The sequence below is a fragment of the Streptomyces sp. NPDC086023 genome (assembly GCF_044540325.1).
Classification (GTDB): domain Bacteria; phylum Actinomycetota; class Actinomycetes; order Streptomycetales; family Streptomycetaceae; genus Streptomyces.
Genome location: NZ_JBITRX010000004.1, coordinates 134990 through 153130, shown reverse-complemented (window position 1 = coordinate 153130; position 18141 = coordinate 134990). Strand labels below are relative to the sequence as shown.

General features: G+C 71.8%; 17 protein-coding genes. 8 read left to right on the top strand and 9 right to left on the bottom strand.

The features are described 5' to 3' along the window. Window positions 1-11: 11 nt before the first annotated feature. Entirely contained in the window at window positions 12-662 is a 651-nt protein-coding gene (locus tag ACIF6F_RS10110) for a PadR family transcriptional regulator (protein WP_399943869.1), read from the bottom strand. A gap of 164 nt (window positions 663-826) precedes the next feature. On the opposite strand from ACIF6F_RS10110, the gene ACIF6F_RS10105 reads away from it, so the two are divergent. After that, window positions 827-1246: a hypothetical protein gene (locus ACIF6F_RS10105; RefSeq protein WP_399943866.1), complete on the top strand. Its 420-nt coding sequence runs from the start codon at window positions 827-829 to the stop codon at window positions 1244-1246. A gap of 65 nt (window positions 1247-1311) precedes the next feature. On the opposite strand, the gene ACIF6F_RS10100 is transcribed toward ACIF6F_RS10105, so the two are convergent. After that, window positions 1312-3006: a protein kinase gene (locus tag ACIF6F_RS10100; RefSeq protein ID WP_399943863.1), complete on the bottom strand. Its 1695-nt coding sequence runs from the start codon at window positions 3004-3006 to the stop codon at window positions 1312-1314. Window positions 3007-3222: 216 nt separating this feature from the next. Between ACIF6F_RS10100 and ACIF6F_RS10095 the strand changes: the two genes are divergently transcribed. Further along, window positions 3223-4818, top strand: a complete 1596-nt coding sequence (locus ACIF6F_RS10095) for a protein kinase (RefSeq protein WP_399943860.1) — start codon at window positions 3223-3225, stop codon at window positions 4816-4818. Between the two features lie 106 nt (window positions 4819-4924). Here ACIF6F_RS10095 and ACIF6F_RS10090 read toward each other — a convergent pair whose 3' ends face one another. Continuing rightward, window positions 4925-5341 (bottom strand): pyridoxamine 5'-phosphate oxidase family protein, encoded by a 417-nt coding sequence (locus ACIF6F_RS10090; RefSeq protein ID WP_399943857.1) that lies wholly within the window; start codon window positions 5339-5341, stop codon window positions 4925-4927. A 166-nt stretch (window positions 5342-5507) separates the two neighbouring features. Beyond that, the gene (locus ACIF6F_RS10085; protein ID WP_399943855.1) at window positions 5508-6167 is read right to left on the bottom strand and encodes a response regulator; all 660 of its coding nucleotides are present in this window, start codon (window positions 6165-6167) and stop codon (window positions 5508-5510) included. A 321-nt stretch (window positions 6168-6488) separates the two neighbouring features. Between ACIF6F_RS10085 and pdhA the strand changes: the two genes are divergently transcribed. Genes pdhA through ACIF6F_RS10070 form a run of 3 tightly spaced genes read left to right on the top strand, consistent with a single transcriptional unit; the run spans window position 6489 to window position 10101 of the window. Continuing rightward, window positions 6489-7655, top strand: coding sequence for a pyruvate dehydrogenase (acetyl-transferring) E1 component subunit alpha (gene pdhA, locus ACIF6F_RS10080; protein WP_399943852.1), 1167 nt, complete (start codon window positions 6489-6491; stop codon window positions 7653-7655). A gap of 2 nt (window positions 7656-7657) precedes the next feature. Next, entirely contained in the window at window positions 7658-8638 is a 981-nt protein-coding gene (locus tag ACIF6F_RS10075) for an alpha-ketoacid dehydrogenase subunit beta (RefSeq protein WP_399943849.1), read from the top strand. 20 nt (window positions 8639-8658) lie between these two features. Further along, a complete protein-coding gene (locus ACIF6F_RS10070) occupies window positions 8659-10101 on the top strand; it encodes a dihydrolipoamide acetyltransferase family protein (protein ID WP_399944579.1) in 1443 nt (480 codons plus the stop codon). 72 nt (window positions 10102-10173) lie between these two features. On the opposite strand, the gene ACIF6F_RS10065 is transcribed toward ACIF6F_RS10070, so the two are convergent. After that, entirely contained in the window at window positions 10174-11400 is a 1227-nt protein-coding gene (locus ACIF6F_RS10065; protein WP_399943846.1) for a DUF1266 domain-containing protein, read from the bottom strand. Between the two features lie 170 nt (window positions 11401-11570). Between ACIF6F_RS10065 and ACIF6F_RS10060 the strand changes: the two genes are divergently transcribed. Then, window positions 11571-13688, top strand: coding sequence for a choice-of-anchor A family protein (locus ACIF6F_RS10060; RefSeq protein WP_399943844.1), 2118 nt, complete (start codon window positions 11571-11573; stop codon window positions 13686-13688). Here the strand turns inward: ACIF6F_RS10060 and ACIF6F_RS10055 are convergent. Continuing rightward, window positions 13675-14067, bottom strand: coding sequence for an ATP-binding protein (locus ACIF6F_RS10055; RefSeq protein ID WP_399943841.1), 393 nt, complete (start codon window positions 14065-14067; stop codon window positions 13675-13677). The two genes, ACIF6F_RS10060 and ACIF6F_RS10055, sit on opposite strands and share 14 nt — an antisense overlap. Before the next feature lie 223 nt (window positions 14068-14290). Between ACIF6F_RS10055 and ACIF6F_RS10050 the strand changes: the two genes are divergently transcribed. Together ACIF6F_RS10050 and ACIF6F_RS10045 are read left to right on the top strand one after the other, a co-directional pair. Beyond that, complete coding sequence (locus ACIF6F_RS10050) at window positions 14291-15172, top strand: helix-turn-helix domain-containing protein (RefSeq protein WP_399943839.1); 882 nt, start codon at window positions 14291-14293, stop codon at window positions 15170-15172. Between the two features lie 2 nt (window positions 15173-15174). Next, on the top strand, window positions 15175-15354 hold the full coding sequence (locus ACIF6F_RS10045) for a DUF397 domain-containing protein (protein WP_399943837.1): 180 nt from the start codon (window positions 15175-15177) through the stop codon (window positions 15352-15354). On the opposite strand, the gene ACIF6F_RS10040 is transcribed toward ACIF6F_RS10045, so the two are convergent. From ACIF6F_RS10040 to ACIF6F_RS10030, 3 genes are all read right to left on the bottom strand, one after another. Further along, a complete protein-coding gene (locus tag ACIF6F_RS10040) occupies window positions 15335-16138 on the bottom strand; it encodes a hypothetical protein (protein ID WP_399943835.1) in 804 nt (267 codons plus the stop codon). The genes ACIF6F_RS10045 and ACIF6F_RS10040 overlap by 20 nt on opposite strands. Window positions 16139-16199: 61 nt before the next feature. Continuing rightward, window positions 16200-16994: a hypothetical protein gene (locus ACIF6F_RS10035; RefSeq protein WP_399943832.1), complete on the bottom strand. Its 795-nt coding sequence runs from the start codon at window positions 16992-16994 to the stop codon at window positions 16200-16202. A gap of 73 nt (window positions 16995-17067) precedes the next feature. Then, a complete protein-coding gene (locus ACIF6F_RS10030) occupies window positions 17068-18021 on the bottom strand; it encodes a D-alanyl-D-alanine carboxypeptidase family protein (protein WP_399943830.1) in 954 nt (317 codons plus the stop codon). Window positions 18022-18141 lie beyond the last annotated feature (120 nt).

Sequence of the window (18141 nt, the reverse complement as noted above, 5' to 3'; positions counted from 1 at the left end):
CCTGGGACGGTTCAGAGCCTGCGGCGCGGTGCGGTGGTGGGCGCGGCCTGGGTGTCGGCCGGAGCCGCGGTCTGGTTCTCGTGGGCGGCCGGTGCGGCGGTGGCTCTCCGGTCGGCCGTCATGGAGAGCCGTACGAGCCGGGACTCGGAGTGGTCCAGCCACCGGGCCTCGGCCTCGGTCTGGAAGATCAGCTGTTCCAGCACCAGCAGCCAGGCCACGTCGTCGCGCTCCTGGGAACGCCCCGATTCGATCGCGGCCAGGGCCTGCGCCTTGAGGCGGGTGTAGTCCTGCATCGCCTTGATCGTGGCGCTGCGCTGGGCCTGGATGACGGCGCGGATGTCCACGCCCGGGGTGCCGACGGCCATGGCGAGCTTGATGGACAGCTCGTCGCGGGGCGGGCTGGTGCGGTCGACGGGGCGCTCGTACCACTCGTGGAGTTCGGTGCGTCCGGCGTCGGTGATGGCGTAGAGGGTGTGCCCGGCCTCGTCCTCGCCGCCGGGGGCGACGAGCCCGTCGCGCTCCAGGCGGGCGAGGGTCGTGTAGACCTGCCCGACGTTCAGCGGCCAGGTGGAGCCGGTGCGGGACTCGAACTCGGTGCGCAGCTGGGAGCCGTACCGGGGACCCTGCTCCAGCAGGGCGAGGAGGCCGTGGCGAATCGACATACTCAGTATGTATACCGAGTATGCAGGCCCCCACAACCGACCTGAGATGTACATCTCAGGGGGGATCCTCGGATTCCGGCGGGTGCCGTGTCCGAGATGCCGGTTGTGTCGGGCCATGTGACCCTGAGCGGACAGTCGGTCGCTCGGGACGTGAGGGGCTCGCCGTGACTCAGCACCGTCGCGCGCTCAGGTGGACGGCCGGCGCCGCGCTGGCCCTCGGCGCCCTGACGCCCCAGCCCCAGGCGTACGCCGCCACCGCCTCCCCCTCGGCCGTGGCCGCCCCCGCCGACGGGGAGCTGGCGGGCAGTGCCGCCGGCGCCGGCAGAGCCCGCCCGGGCCGGGTGATGGAGGAGCCGCTCCCGGAGGTCCTGCTGCCGGCCGCGCGCCCGGTCCCGGAGGCGGAGGCGCCGAAGCCGCAGCCGCCGCGCCCCGAGCCGAGCGAGGCCGGGATGGTGTCCGCCCTCGGCGCCGACGGCAACGACCGCGCCGCCGACCTCGCCGAACACATCCTTCCGCTGGGCGCCGGCCTGACCCTGATGGGCCTGGGCCTGGGCTTCATGGGCATGCGCCTGCGGCGCGACTGAAACCAGCCGCGCCGCAGGCGTTCACGCAGGTGGGAGCGGTCCCCGGAGGGGACTCCCGGGACGGGCTACTCGGGGTTGCCGGTGGAGACGCGGAGGCTGAAGGTGGCGTCCTTCGGGTCGATGTCGTCGCCGGGGGAGGGGAACTGGTCCACGACCGAGCCCTCGCCGTAGACGTTCTCGTCCTTGGCCTTTTCGTCCAGGTTCCAGCCGGCGGCCTGGAGGCACTTCTTCACCGACAGGATGTCCTTGTAGCGGAAGTCGGGGGCGCGGACCTTCGACGGGTCGTTGTACGCCTCGTCCGCCTCCGAGCACTCCGTCTCCTCGATGGTGCGCGTGCGGTCCGGGCCCTTGTGGCCGGCCACCGCGGGGGCGCTCGCCGAGGTGCCGTTCTTGCCGGGCGTCCCGCCCTCACCGCCGTCGTCGTCGCCGTTCACGATCAGGGCCGTGACCAGGCCGCCGACCGCCAGCAGCGCCACCACGGCGGCGCCGATGGCCACCGGGGAGCCCTTCTTGCCGCCGCCCTGGCGGGCGGGTGCGGCGGCCGGGGAGATCGTGTACGGCGGCGGGGTGGCGGCCTGCGGCTGCGGCACCGGCGTGTGGTGTACGGGCTGCTGGTGCATCTGCTGCTGCGGCGGGTACGCGTAGCCGCCCTGCTGCGCGACGTGCGGCGGGGGCGTCTGGACGTGCGGCGGCGGCGTGTGGGCGTGCGGCGCCGGCTGCGCGTACGGACCCGGCTGGTACGGCTGCTGCACCGACTGCGGAGGCGGGGCCTGGAGGCCGGAGTCCACCGGCGGGAAGACGGCCGAGCCGACGCCGGCCCCGCTGTTCACCGGGCCGCCCTGGACGATGACCGGGGCGCCGGTCTGGCCGGCCGACAGCACCCGCAGGCACTCGTCCCGCATGGCCGCGGCCGTGGGGAAGCGCTCGTTCGGGTTCTTCTTCAGGGCCCGCGCCACCAGCGCGTCCATCGCCGGCGTCACCGAGCGGTTCACCGAGGACGGCGCGACCGGCTCCTCCTGCACGTGGGCGTACGCGATCGCCAGCGGCGAGTCCGCGTCGAACGGCAGCCGGCCGGTCAGCAGCTGGAACAGCATGATGCCGACCGAGTACAGGTCGGAGCGGGCGTCGACGCCGCGCCCCAGCGCCTGCTCGGGCGAGAGGTACTGCGGGGTGCCGACGACCATGCCGGTCTGGGTCATGGAGGTGACCCCGGACTGCATCGCGCGGGCGATGCCGAAGTCCATCACCTTGACCACGCCGCGCTTGGTGATCATCACGTTGCCGGGCTTGATGTCGCGGTGCACCAGGCCCAGCTCGTGGCTGGCCTCCAGGGCGGCCAGCACGTCGCCGGTGACCTTCAGCGCCTTGTCCGCGGGCATCGCGCCGTACTGGGCGACGTCGGCCTGGAGCACCGAGCCGAGCGGCTTGCCCTCCACGTACTCCATGACGATGTACGGCATCAGCGCGCCGTCCTCGCCGCCGATGGAGACGGAGTCCTCGCCCGTATCGAATACCGAGACGATGTTGGTGTGCGACAGTTTGGCTACAGCCTGGGCCTCGCGGCGGAAGCGCTCGCGGAAGGACTGCTCGCGACCGAGCTCGGTGTGCATGGTCTTGATCGCGACCTGGCGGTCGAGCGCGGCGTCGTAGGCGAGGTAGACGGACGCCATGCCGCCCTCACCGAGCAAGTCCCTTAGCTGGTAACGGCCGCGGGCCAGGGAGCCGCCTGCGTAACGCCCCTGTGTGCCGTCCTGGCTCATGACTGTGCTTCCCCTCGGCGGTCCCTGGCGATCCGTATGACGGGCCACAGTCTGCCGGAGGGCGGTGACCAGTCAAGCCGGGTGCCCGTTCCGTGACCACACGCGGACGGGGTGCAATCCCGGACGGCTCAGGGGCGGGGAGGCTGTAGCGTTCATCGGAGCACCCTGGAAAAGACGCACCGCTGACACGCGGCCGGATCATGACGGCGAGGACTGATGGCACCCGAACCCGAGGGCAACGGCGCCGGGATGGCTGATGTTCCCGACCAGTTCGGCGACCAGATCGGGTCGGGAGCCATGGTCGGCGACGGCCGGTACCGGCTGACCCACCGTCTGGGCCGCGGCGGCATGGCGGAGGTCTTCGCCGCCGAGGACGTACGGCTGGGCCGCACGGTCGCCGTGAAGCTGCTGCGCGCGGACCTCGCCGAGGACCCGGTCTCCAAGGCCCGCTTCACGCGCGAGGCCCAGTCGGTCGCCGGCCTCAACCACCATGCCGTGGTGGCCGTGTACGACTCGGGCGAGGACCGGGTCAACGGGAACGTCGTCCCCTACATCGTGATGGAGCTGGTGGAGGGCCGGACGATCCGGGACCTCCTCATCAGCGCCGAGGCGCCGGGCCCCGACCAGGCCCTGATCATCGTCTCCGGCGTGCTGGAGGCCCTGGCCTACTCGCACCAGCACGGCATCGTGCACCGCGACATCAAGCCGGCGAACGTCATCATCACCAGCACCGGCGCGGTGAAGGTGATGGACTTCGGCATCGCCCGCGCCCTGCACGGCGCCTCGACGACGATGACCCAGACCGGCATGGTCATGGGCACCCCGCAGTACCTCTCGCCCGAGCAGGCCCTCGGCAAGGCGGTGGACCACCGCAGCGACCTGTACGCCACCGGCTGCCTGCTCTACGAACTGCTGGCCCTGCGGCCCCCGTTCACCGGCGAGACGCCGCTCTCCGTGGTCTACCAGCACGTGCAGGACGCCCCGGTGCCGCCCTCCCAGCAGCACCCCGGCGTGCCGCCGGAGCTGGACGGCCTGGCCATGCGCGCGCTCGCCAAGGACCCGGACGACCGCTTCCAGAGCGCCGAGGAGATGCGCGGGCTGGTCCAGTACGCGCTCCAGATGCTCCAGGAGCAGGGCCCGGGCACGGGTACGTGGAACACCGGGCCGGTCACCATGGCGCTGCCGCACGGCGCCCCCGGCGCGACGGCCGTGAACCCCGCGGCCGGCGGCCCGGGCGTGCAGCCGTACCCGTCCCACGCCACCACCTCGGCGATGGGCGGCCCGATGGTGCCCCCGCTGAACCCGGACGACGGCTCGGCCTACTCCGGCGGCGGTGGCGGCTACCGCGACGACCGCACGGCGCAGGGCGGCAGCGGGCGCTGGAAGATGTGGCTGGTCGCCCTGCTGGCCGTGGTGGCCGTCGCGGGCGGCATCACGTACGCCCTCGACAAGGCGAAGTCCGGCGGCGGCACCACCGAGAAGCCGAACAACCCGGGCATCGAGAGCCCCAAGCAGGAGACCGCGGAGGTCCCGAAGCCCGAGCAGTCCTCCAAGGGCGGCGAGATCGAGGACGGCTCGTCCTCGGGCGGCGAGGAGACCTGGACGCCCAGCCGGAAGCCGTCCTGGAACCCGCCGACGCACCGGCCGTCGCCGACGCCCTCGTGGACGCCGCCGACGACCGACCCGACGGAGAGCACGGCCCCGACGACCGACCCGACGGACACCACCGAGCCGACGACGGACCCGACGGACGGCAACAACGAGTCGCCCGGCACCGACGCGGGCACCACGGACGGCCAGTCCGGCACCTGACGGACGCCCGCGGACGGCCGACGCGCCGGCCGACGCGCGGCCGACGCACGACCGACGGAGGGAGCGGTCCCCAACGGGGCCGCTCCCTCCGTGCGTTCGGGGACGGTCAGAGCGCGTGCTGGTACTGCCGGCCGACGTCGGCGGCCATGGAGTGCACGGTGACGAAGTGGGGTTCGATGCGCATGTAGACGGGCTCGAAGAGCTCGCCGTCGACGTAGTGCGGGCCCGGGCCGAAGAGTTCGAGTTCCGCCGTCGTGGGTTCGACGGTGCGGGCCGTGCCGGTGAACTGCACCGTCCACAACCGGTCGTCCCCGGTGCCGAAGTTGTCGGCGCCGTAGGCCACCACGCTGCCGTTGCAGGCCTGGTGGTAGCCGAACCCGGCGTGCATCCTCAGCACGACCTGGCCGCCCACCACGATGTGGCGGGCGGCTGCGAGGAAGGGCAGCGCGCGCATGCTGGTGGCCACGCGGCCGTACGGGACGCGGCGCAGCAGTTCGATGGCGTGGAGTTCCTCGGGCGACATGCCCCCACCCTGCGATACCGACACGGCGCCGGAAAAGAGGCCGCGGCCCTCATGATCCAGGACGTAGGTCCCGATACGAAGATCGTGTCCGGTGGAAAAGCGGAATCGGCGCGGAGCCCCGGAAAGGGCCCGCGCCGGTGTGTTCCGCGGTCCGCCGGACCCGGCTTCAGCGCTTCTCGGCCTGGAGCCGCGCCACGTACGCGGCGGCCTGCGAGCGGCGCTCCATGCCCAGCTTGGACAGCAGGCTGGAGACGTAGTTCTTGATCGTCTTCTCGGCGAGGTGCAGGCGCTCGCCGATGGCCCGGTTGGTCAGGCCCTCCCCGATCAGGTCGAGGATCTTGCGCTCCTGCTCGGTCAGGTTGGCCAGGCGGTCGTCGCCCTTGCCGTTCTTGCCGTCGCGGAGGCGCTCCAGCACCCGGGCGGTGGCCACCGGGTCCAGCAGGGACTTGCCCGCCGCCACGTCGCGCACGGCGTTCAGCAGCTCGTTGCCGCGGATGGCCTTCAGCACGTAACCGGAGGCACCGGCCATGATCGCGTCGAACAGCGCCTCGTCGTCGGCGAACGAGGTCAGCATCAGGCACTTGATGTCCTCGTCCAGCGACCGGACCTCCCGGCAGACCTCCACGCCGCTGCCGTCCGGCAGCCTCACGTCGAGGACGGCGACGTCCGGACGGGTGGCCGGAATGCGGACCAGCGCGTCGGCCGCGGTGCCCGCTTCGCCGACCACCTCGATGTCCGATTCGCTGGAGAGGAGCTCGTAGACGCCTCTACGCACCACTTCGTGGTCGTCAAGGAGGAATACCGTGATTTTTCCATCTTCGCGCACAGAGTCAGTTTCACACACTCACCCCTTCCCTGCCGCAGTTACCCGGGATAACGTGCCGTTGTTCCGGCCCCCTGCAAGGCTGTGACCAGTAGTTGTTCCCGATTCCCCGGATTTACTTGGATTTCCAAGCAAAATCCCAGGTCAAGCGGGGTTTCGCAGTTATGCGGCAACCTGGGTAACGTGCTTTGCGCAGGGCACTAGCCGGGGCACCTGTCACGCCTGTTTCCCGTCGAGTCGCACCCACCCCGTGCGCGGTACGGAGCGGGCGAGCCGCACTGGTCCCCGGACGACCCCGGGCGCCGGACCGACGGAGGAGCACACGTGACCGTGGAGAGCACTGCCGCGCGCAAGCCGCGACGCAGCAGCGGCACCAAGCGGACGGCCGGCAAGACCGCCGCCGCCGCGCAGAGTGCCGAGCCCCAGCTCGTACAGCTGCTGACGCCTGAAGGGGACCGGGTCGACGACCCGGAGTTCGCCCCCTACGTCGCCGACATCACCGCCGACGACCTGCGCGGGCTGTACCGCGACATGGTCCTGACCCGCCGTTTCGACGCCGAGGCGACTGCCCTGCAGCGCCAGGGCGAGCTGGGCCTGTGGGCCTCGCTGCTGGGCCAGGAGGCCGCGCAGATCGGCTCCGGCCGGGCGCTGCGCGACGACGACTACGTCTTCCCGACCTACCGCGAGCACGGCGTCGCCTGGTGCCGCGGGGTCGACCCCACCAACCTGCTGGGCATGTTCCGGGGTGTGAACCACGGCGGTTGGGACCCGAACAGCAACAACTTCCACCTGTACACGATCGTCATCGGCTCGCAGACGCTGCACGCCACCGGCTACGCCATGGGCGTGACCAAGGACGGCGCGGACTCGGCCGTGATCGCGTACTTCGGCGACGGCGCCTCCAGCCAGGGCGACGTCAACGAGGCCTTCACCTTCTCGGCGGTCTACAACGCCCCCGTGGTGTTCTTCTGCCAGAACAACCAGTGGGCCATCTCCGAGCCCACCGAGCGCCAGACCCGCGTGCCGCTCTACCAGCGCGCCTCCGGCTTCGGCTTCCCGGGCATCCGCGTCGACGGCAACGACGTCCTGGCCTGCCTCGCGGTCACCCGCTGGGCGCTGGAGCGCGCCCGCCGCGGCGAGGGCCCGACCCTGGTCGAGGCCTTCACGTACCGCATGGGCGCCCACACCACCTCCGACGACCCGACGAAGTACCGCCGGGACGAGGAGCGCGAGGCCTGGGAGCACAAGGACCCGATCCTGCGCCTGAAGACCTACCTGGAGGCCTCCGGCGGCGCCGACGAGGCGTTCTTCGCCGAGCTGGAGACCGAGAGCGAGACCATGGGCAAGCGCGTCCGCGAGGTCGTGCGCGCCATGCCGGACCCGGACACCATGTCGATCTTCGAGAACGTCTACGCGGACGGCCACGCGCTGGTGGACGAGGAGCGCGCGCAGTTCGCGGCCTACCTCGCGTCTTTCGAGGAGGGTCACTGATCATGGCAATCGAGAAGATGTCGATCGCGAAGGCGCTCAACGAGTCGCTGCGCAAGGCCCTCGACACGGACCCCAAGGTCCTGATCATGGGCGAGGACGTCGGCAAGCTGGGCGGTGTCTTCCGCATCACCGACGGTCTCCAGAAGGACTTCGGCGAGGAGCGGGTCATCGACACCCCGCTCGCCGAGTCCGGCATCGTCGGCACCGCCATCGGCCTGGCCCTGCGCGGCTACCGCCCGGTGGTGGAGATCCAGTTCGACGGCTTCGTCTTCCCCGCGTACGACCAGATCGTCACGCAGCTCGCGAAGATGCACGCCCGCGCGCTCGGCAAGGTCAAGATGCCGGTCGTCGTCCGGATCCCCTACGGCGGCGCCATCGGTGCCGTCGAGCACCACAGCGAGTCCCCCGAGGCGCTGTTCGCCCACGTGGCGGGCCTCAAGGTGGTCTCGCCGTCCAACGCCTCCGACGCGTACTGGATGCTCCAGCAGGCCATCCAGAGCGACGACCCGGTGATCTTCTTCGAGCCCAAGCGCCGCTACTGGGACAAGGGCGAGGTCGACACCGAGGCCATCCCGGGCGAGCTGCACCGGGCGCGCGTGGCCCAGGCCGGCACCGACCTCACGCTCGCGGCCTACGGCCCGATGGTGAAGGTCTGCATGGAGGCCGCCGCGGCCGCCGCCGAGGAGGGCAAGTCGATCGAGGTCGTGGACCTGCGCTCGATGTCCCCGATCGACTTCGACACCATCCAGACCTCGGTCGAGAAGACCCGCCGCCTGGTGCTGGTGCACGAGGCGCCGGTGTTCCTGGGCGTGGGCTCGGAGATCGCCGCCCGCATCACGGAGCGCTGCTTCTACCACCTGGAGGCCCCGGTGCTCCGCGTCGGCGGCTTCCACGCCCCCTACCCGCCCGCCCGCGTCGAGGAGGAGTACCTCCCCGGCCTGGACCGCGTGCTCGACGCCGTCGACCGCTCGCTGGCGTACTGAGGGAGAGGGTCGTGACGACGATGACGACGACACTGCGCGAGTTCAAGATGCCCGACGTGGGCGAGGGACTCACCGAGGCCGAGATCCTGAAGTGGTACGTCCAGCCGGGTGACACCGTCACCGACGGCCAGGTCGTGTGCGAGGTCGAGACGGCGAAGGCGGCCGTCGAGCTGCCGATCCCGTTCGACGGGGTGGTCGCCGAGCTGCGCTTCCCCGAGGGCACCACGGTCGACGTCGGCCAGGTGATCATCGCGGTCGAGACGGGTGACGGCGGTGCGGTTCCGGCCGCCGCCGAGGCCCCCGCGGCCGCGCCCGCCGCCGCTCCGGCCGCGGCTGCGGCCGCCGAGGAGGCCGCGCCCGAGGGCCGCCAGCCCGTGCTGGTCGGCTACGGCGTGGCGCAGTCCTCGACCAAGCGCCGCCCGCGCAAGGCCGGCGCGGTGCCGGCCGCCGCTGCCCCGGCGGTCCCCGCGGCCCCGGCCGCTCCGGCGCCCGTACCGGCCGCCGCCCCGGCGCTGAACGGGCACGGCACGCACGGCGACCGCCCGCTGGCCAAGCCGCCGGTGCGGAAGCTGGCGAAGGACCTGGGAATCGACCTGGCCACGGTCACCCCGACCGGCCCGGACGGCATCGTGACCCGCGAGGACGTGCACGCGGCGGCCCAGGCCGCCCAGCAGCCCGTCGCCGCGGCCGCGGCGCCCGTGGCGGCCCCCGCCCCGGCGGCGGCTCCGGTGGCCGCTCCGGCGCCGGTGTCCTCCGACGCGGCCCGGGAGACCCGTATCCCGGTCAAGGGCGTCCGCAAGGTCACCGCACAGGCCATGGTCAGCTCGGCGTTCACCGCGCCGCACGTCACCGAGTTCGTCACCTTCGACGTGACGCGCACGATGAAGCTGGTCGCGGACCTCAAGGCCGACCCGGACATGGCCGGCCTGCGGATCAACCCGCTGCTGATCATCGCCAAGGCCGTCCTGGTCGCCCTCAAGCGCAACCCGGACGTCAACGCCGCCTGGGACGAGGCCGCCCAGGAGATCGTGCTCAAGCACTACGTGAACCTGGGCATCGCCGCGGCCACCCCGCGCGGTCTGATCGTGCCGAACATCAAGGACGCGCACGCCAAGACCCTCGCGGAGCTGTCGCACTCTCTCTCCGACCTGGTCGCCACCGCCCGCGAGGGCAAGACCTCCCCGTCGGACATGCAGGGCGGCACGATCACCATCACCAACGTCGGCGTCTTCGGCGTCGACACCGGCACGCCGATCCTGAACCCGGGCGAGTCCGCGATCCTCGCGGTCGGCGCGATCAAGCTCCAGCCCTGGGTCCACAAGGGCAAGGTGAAGCCGCGGCAGGTCACCACCCTCGCGCTCTCCTTCGACCACCGGCTCATCGACGGCGAGCTGGGCTCCAGGTTCCTCGCCGACGTGGCGGCGGTCCTGGAGCACCCGAAGCGCCTGATGACCTGGTCGTAGCGGCCGCCGCGGCCGCACGCGTCGCAGCACAGGAAGGGCCCCCGCCGGTCAGGCGGGGGCTCTTCCCGTGCGTTACCAGGGGATGTTGCGCCAGGGGCTGCCCGGGTCGGTGGTGAGGAGGCGGTGGACGTCGAGCATGTCCTCGTACCAGCGGCCGAACTCCTCCTCGTCGAAGTGCAGGCAGCGCCCGAGGACGTAGCCGGCGGAGAAGTCCTCCCACGAGCGGTACGTCAGCCGGGCGGCCTTCCCCGCGCGGACGACGGCCTGCTCGGCCTCCTCCAGCGTGCAGAAGCGCGAGGCGAGCCCCCAGCGGGCCATTTGGGAGGCGCGGCCGAGGTCCCAGGCCTCGACCGAGCGGACGTACCGGCCCTCGCCGAGCAGCCCGTCGGCGCGGAACCGCGCCTCGTAGCGGGCGATGCGCCCGATCAGCCGCCGGACGCCCGCCACCTCCGCCTCCAGCGAGTCGAGCCGGCCGGGCGTCGGTGCCGTCACGCCGTCCGGGGTCAGCCGGGGCCGGGCCCGCTCCTCGGCGTTCCTGCGCAGCACCTGCTCGGCGGCCTGCCGCCAGTGGTCGGTGCCGACGAGCCCGCCGTAGGTGCGCGAGAGGGCGTGCCGGATGCCGAGGACGGACTCCCAGGTGCCACCGGCGCCGAACTCGGTGGCCAGCAGGTCGGCCTGGGTCTCGGCCCACTCGGCGGGGGTGGTGATCCCCCACCACTCCTCCAGTTTCTCCCGCTCCTTGCGGTAGCCCTCGCCGTGGAAGGCCATGGCGTTCCAGAACTGCCGGTTGTGCACCGCCAGATGGGCGCCGACGGCCAGCCCGCGGGCCACCGGTCCGTGCAGCGGCCCGCCCAGGTGCAGCGCGTGCACCGCCCCGTCCGGGAGCCCGTACACCTCGGTGGCGGCCGAGTGCCGCAGCCAGCCGGCGCGGTCCTCGGGGGTGGTCGGCAGGTAGGCCTCGCAGGGGGTGCCCGGGTTCACGGCCAGGTACGGCGGGTCGTCGGCCCGCCAGGTGTTGGCCAGGCCGTACAGGGAGACGCGCTCGAAGACGGGGTCGGGCGCGGGGGCCGGGAGCAGGCCGACCGTCCGGACGGCGATGCAGCGGGCGCCGGAGCGCGGGTCGGTGTACGGGTGGAAGAAGGTCTCGTCGGGGCGCGCGTCCACGGCGGCCCGGGACTGGGCCATGAAGAGGTGCGACTCCGCGAGCACGGCGAGGTACGCCGCCCAGTCGTTCCGGGTCTTCGCCTCGTACAGCCTGCGCTCCGTGAGGCTGGGTGCCTGCCATGCCGTTTCCGCCATGCGATCACCCTAAACAGACCGTCAGGAGCCGCCCGGCGCAGGGCCCGGGCCGTCCGGTCGGGTGATTGTCCGACGACCGTACGGTCGTAGGGGAGTGTCGTCGGCCCGGGGCCGCGGCGGGGCCACACAGGCTGTCTGACGCCAAGTCGGATACGAGGGACGGAAGTGGCATGCCTGTGAGGAAGTGGGCCGTTGTGCTCGCCGTGGGGGCGGTGTTCGCCGGGAGCGTTCCCGCCCTGGCCGCGGGGGCGGGACCGGACGGACGTGCCGCGCGTACGAGCGCACCGCGGGCGGCGGCCGCCGCCCCGCTGCCGGACGGCCTCGGCCCCTGCCTTCCCGGCCGGTGCCCCGACCCGTACCCGCCCGTGCACACCGGCGACCCCACGGGCGAGGACCGCGGCATCAGCATCTTCGTCGGCGGGGACTTCCGGGTCCGCGGCCGGGCCGCGGAGGCCGAGGGCAAGGTCGTCGTACTGGGCGGCTTCGACCAGGACAAGGACCCGGCCGGCAGCGCGGTGTACAACATCGGCATCGTCGGCGCGGGCTCGCAGGTGCGGCCGCCGCTCCGCTCCGACTTCCTCACGACGGGCGGGGACGTCAGAGTGGCGGCCGGCGAGCGGCTGATCGCGGACGGCGGAGTGGTCCGGCACGCGGGCGAGCTGACCGGCACGGTCGACGGCACGAAGACCAAGGACGTGACCGCGGCCGCTCCCCACCGCGGCCTGCGCACGCGCCTCACGGCCGCGAGCGAGTGCTACGCGCGGGTGGACGGGAACCCGCGCACGCCGACGGGCCGGGCGGTGAACAACGGCTACTCGACCCTCTTCAGGGGCGACGGGACGTCCGCCCTCCAGGTCTTCAACGTGGACTTCGACCTGGTCGGCAGGAACGGCGCGGCGCAGGGGCTGGAGTTCGCGGACATCCCGCGGGGCGCGACGATCCTGGTCAACCTGCTCGGCACGGCCCGCACCATCAGCACGTACTCCGGCGACAGCCCGCACCGCGACCGGCTGCTGTGGAACTTCCCGGACGCGACGCGGGTGGACCTGACGGGCTCGGGCCAGTTCCAGGGCAGCGTCCTGGTGGGCCAGGACGCCTCGGCGACCACGGTCTCGCTGCCGGGCATGAACGGCCGCTTCTTCACGGCGGGTTCGCTGACCCACACCTCGGACACCGCAGGGGCGGAGTTCCACGCGTACCCCTTCAACGGCGACCTGCCGTCCTGCGGTGACGGCCCGGTGCCGCCGCCGCGGGGCGAGGTGCGGCTGCGGAAGGTGGACTCGGTCACGGGCACGGCGCTGTCGGGGGCGGAGTTCCGGCTGTGGCGCGAGACCAACGGGACGGCCGGCCTCCAGACCGGCGGCACGACCCCGGACACCGCGGTCACCACGTGCACGACCGCGCCGAGCGGCGGCTGCGCCGCCACGGTCCCGGTGGGCACGCACTACTGGCAGGAGACGGCCGCGCCGCCGGGGTACGAACTCCCCTCGCCGGCGGTCTTCGGCCCGCTGGAGCTGACGGCGGAGACCGCGTCGGCGGGCGTGGAGATCACCGCCCGCAACACCCGCAAGCCCGAACCGCCCGCGCGGGGCGAGGTGCGGGTGAAGAAGGTGGACGCGGCGACGGGCGCGGCGCTGCCGGGGGCGGAGTTCCGGCTGTGGCGGGAGACGAACGGGACGACGGGTCTCCAGACGGACGGCGCGAACCCCGACACCGCGGTCACCAGGTGCACGACCGCGTCGAGCGGCCGCTGTGTCGCGACGGCGCCGGTGGGCTCGTACTACTGGCAGGAGACGGCCGCGCCTCCGGGATACGACCCGGCCTCTCCGGGGGTCTTCGGTCCGCTGGACCTGGCTCCGGAGACCGCGTCGGCGGGCGTGGAGATCGTCGCCCCCAACACCGGCAAGCCCAAGCCGCCGGTACGGGGCCGGATCGTGGTGCTGAAGACGGACTCCAAGAAGGGCCACCCGCTGGAGGGAGCGGTCTTCGAACTGTGGCGCGAGACCAACGCCACGGCCGGCCTCCAGACCATCGGCATCAACGCGGACGAGCTGGTGGACGCGGGCTGCGCGACGGACGACCGGGGTGAGTGCCGCTTCGAGGACCTGGCGCCGGGTGAGTACCACCTGAACGAGATCGACGTGCCGGAGGGCTACGCCATGCCGGGGAGCCCGGTGACGGGCCCGGTGCGGGTCACGGAGTCGAACGGCTCGGCCGAGGTGACGGTCCACGTGACCAACAAGCGCGGCGAGCCGGACAAGGGCGGCAAGGGCCCTAAGGCCGCCTGAGGGGGAGGTCGGCCCAGGTGGTCTTGCCGACCACCAGGGGGCTGACCGTCCAGCCGGAGGTGAGTGCCTCCACCACGCGGAGCCCGCGTCCGAACTGCTCGTCCGGACGGGGGCTCCGCGCTTTGGGGTGCCGTTCGCCCCGCGGGTCGGTGACGGCGATGCGGAGCGCGGTGTCGTCCAGGGTGAGCTCGACCCGTACGAGCCGGTCGCTCAGGCTGCCGTGCAGTACGGCGTTGGTGGCCAGCTCACTGGTGACGAGGGCCGCGTCGGCGGCGAGTGCCGGGTACCCCCAGGCACAGGCCAGCCACGCGGCCCGCCGCCGCGCCGCGGTCACGGAGTCCTGCCGGGGTGGGTAGTTCCGCACGTCGTACCGGTCCATGGGGCCGACCTCCTCGTCGGTATGCGCGTGTGTGGTGGCCTGCCGCGCGGGTGGGCACGGTGCACTTCCGCGATCCACGCGCTGCGTGAGCGGTTACGTACCGACCGTAGCGAGAGAATCGTGCGGCCAGCAATCGAACGGGCCAGAAATTTCTACCGAGTTAAGTTGTGGGCTTTCGCGGAGGAGGAGGAGACTTGCCTGACGCCTAGGGAGGGAGCGCGCCATGCCCAGCAGGAATCCGGATCGGGGAGTGTCGGTCTCAACGGTCCTCGGCCGACGACTGGGCAGCGAACTGCTCGGCATGCGTGAGGCCTTGGGCCTGCGCCAGGTGCACGCCGCCGAGGCGCTGACCGCGTCGGTCGCCAAGGTGGCGAAGATGGAACGCGGGCAGGTGCCCATGCGGGACCCGGATGTCCGGGCACTGTGCCACCTGTACGGGGAGTCGGACCCGGAGGTCGTGGAGCGGTTGCTCGGACTCGCCCGGCTCGACCGCGAGCGGCGGCGGGCCCGCGGCTGGTGGCGTCAGGGCCTGGACGTGGGCGGACTGGGCGAGTACATCGCGATGGAGGACGCCGCCACGCAGATCCGCACCTGGCAGACAGCGCTGGTGCCGGGGCTGCTGCAGACGGCCGACTACGTCCGCGCGATGTGCGTCGTCTCGGAGACGTGGAAGGACCCGGACGAGATCGAGCCGGTCGTCTCCGTGCGGATGAAGCGCCAGGCCAGGCTGTCCGGTGAGCGGCCGCTGCGGTTTCACGCCGTCATTTCGGAAGGTGCGCTGCGGCAGCAGGTGGGAGGACCGGACGTGATGCGTGCGCAGCTTGCCCACCTCGTGAACATGGCGGAAATGCCCAACGTCCACGTGCAGGTCCTGCCCTACCGGGCGGGAGCGCACCCGTGTATGTCCGGAGCATTCAGCATCCTGTCGTTCGCCGAGCCCGGGGCGGTCGACGTGGCCTACACCGAGAGCATCGCTTCAGCGGTGTGGGTGGAGAGCGCCAACGGCAACGCCATCTACGACCGTTCGTTCGACCGCATCGCTCGCATGAGCCTCGCTCCCCGTGATTCTGTGGAGTTGATCCATGACATCGGCAAGGGGATGTAGTGATGGCGGAGTTCGAGTTCGTGAAGTCGAGCTACAGCGGGGGTGACATGAACGAATGCGTCGAGGTCGCCCGGAACGTGCCCGGCATCGTCGCGGTGCGGGACAGCAAGGACCCGCACCGCGAGGTGATCCGCGTATCGCCGGAGGCATGGGCGGCGTTCGTCAGCGGAAGTCGGTGGTGATCTCCGCCATGTTGTTCGACGGGTCCGGGTCGTCGGCGGGCCAGCCGACCAGCAGGCGGCCCTTGGCGCCCGGCACCCGGCGGTCCACGCGCACGCTCAGCGCGAGGGGGTACGAGTCCACCTGGCAGGACAGCCAGCCGGGCTTGACGCGCGACTCCAGGCACCACCGGTGCTCGGACGGGTAGCGGTCACTGGGGTCGATGAGGGAAACCCCCTCGGGCAGTTCGACCCACACCTGCCCGGTAGCCGGTTCGCCGCGGTTCACGAGGATGTCTGCGAAGGCCTCCCGCCCCACCTCGCCGCGCAGCGTGACCGGCTGGACGGACCAGTCACCGCCCCGGGTGGCCCCGAGGTCGTGCAAGGGCGGAAACGGGGACCCGCCGGGGTCCTGCAGGGGCCCGGGGTCGCCCGTGTCGGACCAGAACGCGTAGGCGCCCTGGTCCCAGCAGCACGGGTCCTTCTGGTTCCGCACCGGTCCGCCGGCTCCGAACCCGGCCACCGTCTTCGTGGCCTGCGCGCGCCCCAGATCCCGGCAGACCGCGTGCGTGCGGTCCGGCGAGGTCTCGCAGCCCTCCGGCGCGTGGGTGATCCCGGGCCCCGGACCGATGCCCTGCACCACGACGCGCAGCGTCATGCTGGACCCGTTGGGCAGGTCGGCCAGGGCCCGCGCGATGCCGGCCTCGGACGTTTCGCCGCGCTGGTTCGACCAGATCACCACGGCCGCCGTCCCCACGAGCAACAGCGCCACGACCCTCGCCAGCACGAGGCCCGCCCCGCCCCTCACCGGTACTCCACCGTGATTGCCGCGGCCAGAAGGCCGGCCGGTGCCTTCCACGCTCCACGCCTCATCGGATGTCCACCTTGACCTCGGCGCGGTCGTTGGACGGGTCCGGGTCGCCGGGATGGTGGCCGACCATGACACGGCCCTTGGCGCCCTCGACCTTCCGGTCCAGGCGGACGCTCAGGTAGAGGGGGTACACGGACTCGTGGACACCGCAGCTCAGCCAGCCGGGCTTCTCCCGCATCTCATAGCACCAGTTGTACTCAGAGACGTGGTTGTCGGCCACGTCGACGAGTGACACGCCCTGGGGGAGCTGGATCCAGATCTCCTCCGGCGCCTGGCCGCCTCGGTACTCCTGAGGGAGTTCGACCATGGTCTTGTCGCCCACACTCCCGCCCAGCTTGATCGGCCGGACGTACCAGTCGGTGCTGTGCGGGCGTCCGTCACCGCTCATGATGCGTCCCGAGGGAGACACCCCGCCGCGGCCGGCGGCCCAGCTGAAGCTGAGGTCCCCCTGATCCCAGCAGCAGGACTTGTGGTGGTTGCGGATGGTGCCCCTGGCACCGAAGCCCGCGACGGTCTCTGCCTCCCGGCCCCGGTCCACGTTGCAGAGCGCGAGCATCCGCTCCGACGAGATCTCGCACCCCTCGGGGGCACGCGTGATCCGGGCCTCGCCGTCGAAGTCCCTTACGGTGACGCGCAGCGAGGCCGGGTACGGGCCGGGGTCGGCGGCCAGTGCCCGCTCAATGCCCTGTGGTCCCGATGCGTACCGCGTCACCAGGTACAGCACTCCGCCCACGGCCAGTGCGAGTACCACCAGGCCGGCCAGGATCGACCGGCTCCACTTTCCCTTCCCCATGGCGGGGTCCCCCTCGAAACGCAGGTGCCGGGCCCCCTGCGGGGACCCGGCACCCTCGGTCATGCCGGTGCCGTTAGTCGAGCACGTCCGGGATCGGGTTCGTGTTCGCGCGCATCGTGGACGACGTCGCGGCCGCGCCGAATGTCCAGTTCATGAGGTTCATGGAGTCGGCGTACCGCTCCTCGTCGTTCAGCAGCACGCCGATGACGGTCTTGCCGTTGCGGGTGGCGGTGAAGACCAGGCACTTGCCGGCGGGCGTGTTGGTGCCCGTCTTGATGCCGAGGGCGCCCGTGTAGCCGTAGCCGCCGTCGTTCGTCGGACGCACCAGGAGGTTGGAGTTCTTCCAGGTGTAGTAGCGGTAGTTGCCGTTCGACGCGATGGCAGTGGCCTTGCCGTAGCCGTCGACGATGCCGCGGAAGGTCGCGCTCTTCATCGCGGTGCGGGCGAGCTTCGCCATCTCGCGGGGCGTGGAGTAGGTGCCCGTCTTGGTAGGCGAGTTGCCGTCGAACGAGTCGAAGCGGGTGTTGGTCAGGCCGTAGGAGGCGGCCTTGGCGTTCATCTGCTTGATGAAGTCGGCGAAGCGTGCGGACTGCGTGGTGCCCTTGCCGAAGGTGTCGGCGAGCGCGGCGGCGGCCTCGCAGCCGGACGGCGTCAGCAGGGCGTTCAGCCAGCCGCGGACGGTCAGGCGGTCACCGTTGTAGATCCACGCCTTGGAGCCGCCGACGCTGTCGGCGTAGTCGTTGTACGCCTGCTTCATCGTGATGCGCTTGTCCAGGTCGAGGCCCGGAGTGGTCAGGACGACGCGGGCCGTCATGATCTTCGCGGTGCTGGCCAGCGGCCGCTTCGTGTCGGCGTACTTGCTGTACAGCGTGGAGCCCGTCGTGCTGTCCATCAGGAACGCACCCTTGGCGTACGTCGCCGGCGCAGATGCAGCCTGGGACGACGTGGCGATGGGCGCCGCGAGGAGGGCACCGGTGACCGCCGAAACGGCGAGCGCGCGGCGCACGCGGGTGAGGCTGAATATCAAGTGTTGTCCCCGAGTTCGCGAATGTTCAGGTGTGTGTGATTCGTTCGCATTTCTTGGCTTTTCAGGACCGCCTGCGGTGCGGGCCTACTCGGCCAAGACGTGCAAGGGGATCATATGGCT

Coding starts and splice junctions, on each gene's coding strand:
- ACIF6F_RS10095 (WP_399943860.1), top strand. CDS start 3,223: ATGGCACCCGAACCCGAGGGCAACGGCGCCGGGATGGCTGATGTTCCC.
- ACIF6F_RS10060 (WP_399943844.1), top strand. CDS start 11,571: ATGCCTGTGAGGAAGTGGGCCGTTGTGCTCGCCGTGGGGGCGGTGTTC.
- ACIF6F_RS10050 (WP_399943839.1), top strand. CDS start 14,291: ATGCCCAGCAGGAATCCGGATCGGGGAGTGTCGGTCTCAACGGTCCTC.
- ACIF6F_RS10045 (WP_399943837.1), top strand. CDS start 15,175: ATGGCGGAGTTCGAGTTCGTGAAGTCGAGCTACAGCGGGGGTGACATG.
- ACIF6F_RS10100 (WP_399943863.1), bottom strand. CDS start 3,006: ATGAGCCAGGACGGCACACAGGGGCGTTACGCAGGCGGCTCCCTGGCC.
- ACIF6F_RS10035 (WP_399943832.1), bottom strand. CDS start 16,994: ATGGGGAAGGGAAAGTGGAGCCGGTCGATCCTGGCCGGCCTGGTGGTA.
- ACIF6F_RS10110 (WP_399943869.1), bottom strand. CDS start 662: ATGTCGATTCGCCACGGCCTCCTCGCCCTGCTGGAGCAGGGTCCCCGG.
- ACIF6F_RS10090 (WP_399943857.1), bottom strand. CDS start 5,341: ATGTCGCCCGAGGAACTCCACGCCATCGAACTGCTGCGCCGCGTCCCG.
- ACIF6F_RS10070 (WP_399944579.1), top strand. CDS start 8,659: ATGACGACGACACTGCGCGAGTTCAAGATGCCCGACGTGGGCGAGGGA.
- ACIF6F_RS10055 (WP_399943841.1), bottom strand. CDS start 14,067: ATGGACCGGTACGACGTGCGGAACTACCCACCCCGGCAGGACTCCGTG.
- ACIF6F_RS10075 (WP_399943849.1), top strand. CDS start 7,658: ATGGCAATCGAGAAGATGTCGATCGCGAAGGCGCTCAACGAGTCGCTG.
- ACIF6F_RS10065 (WP_399943846.1), bottom strand. CDS start 11,400: ATGGCGGAAACGGCATGGCAGGCACCCAGCCTCACGGAGCGCAGGCTG.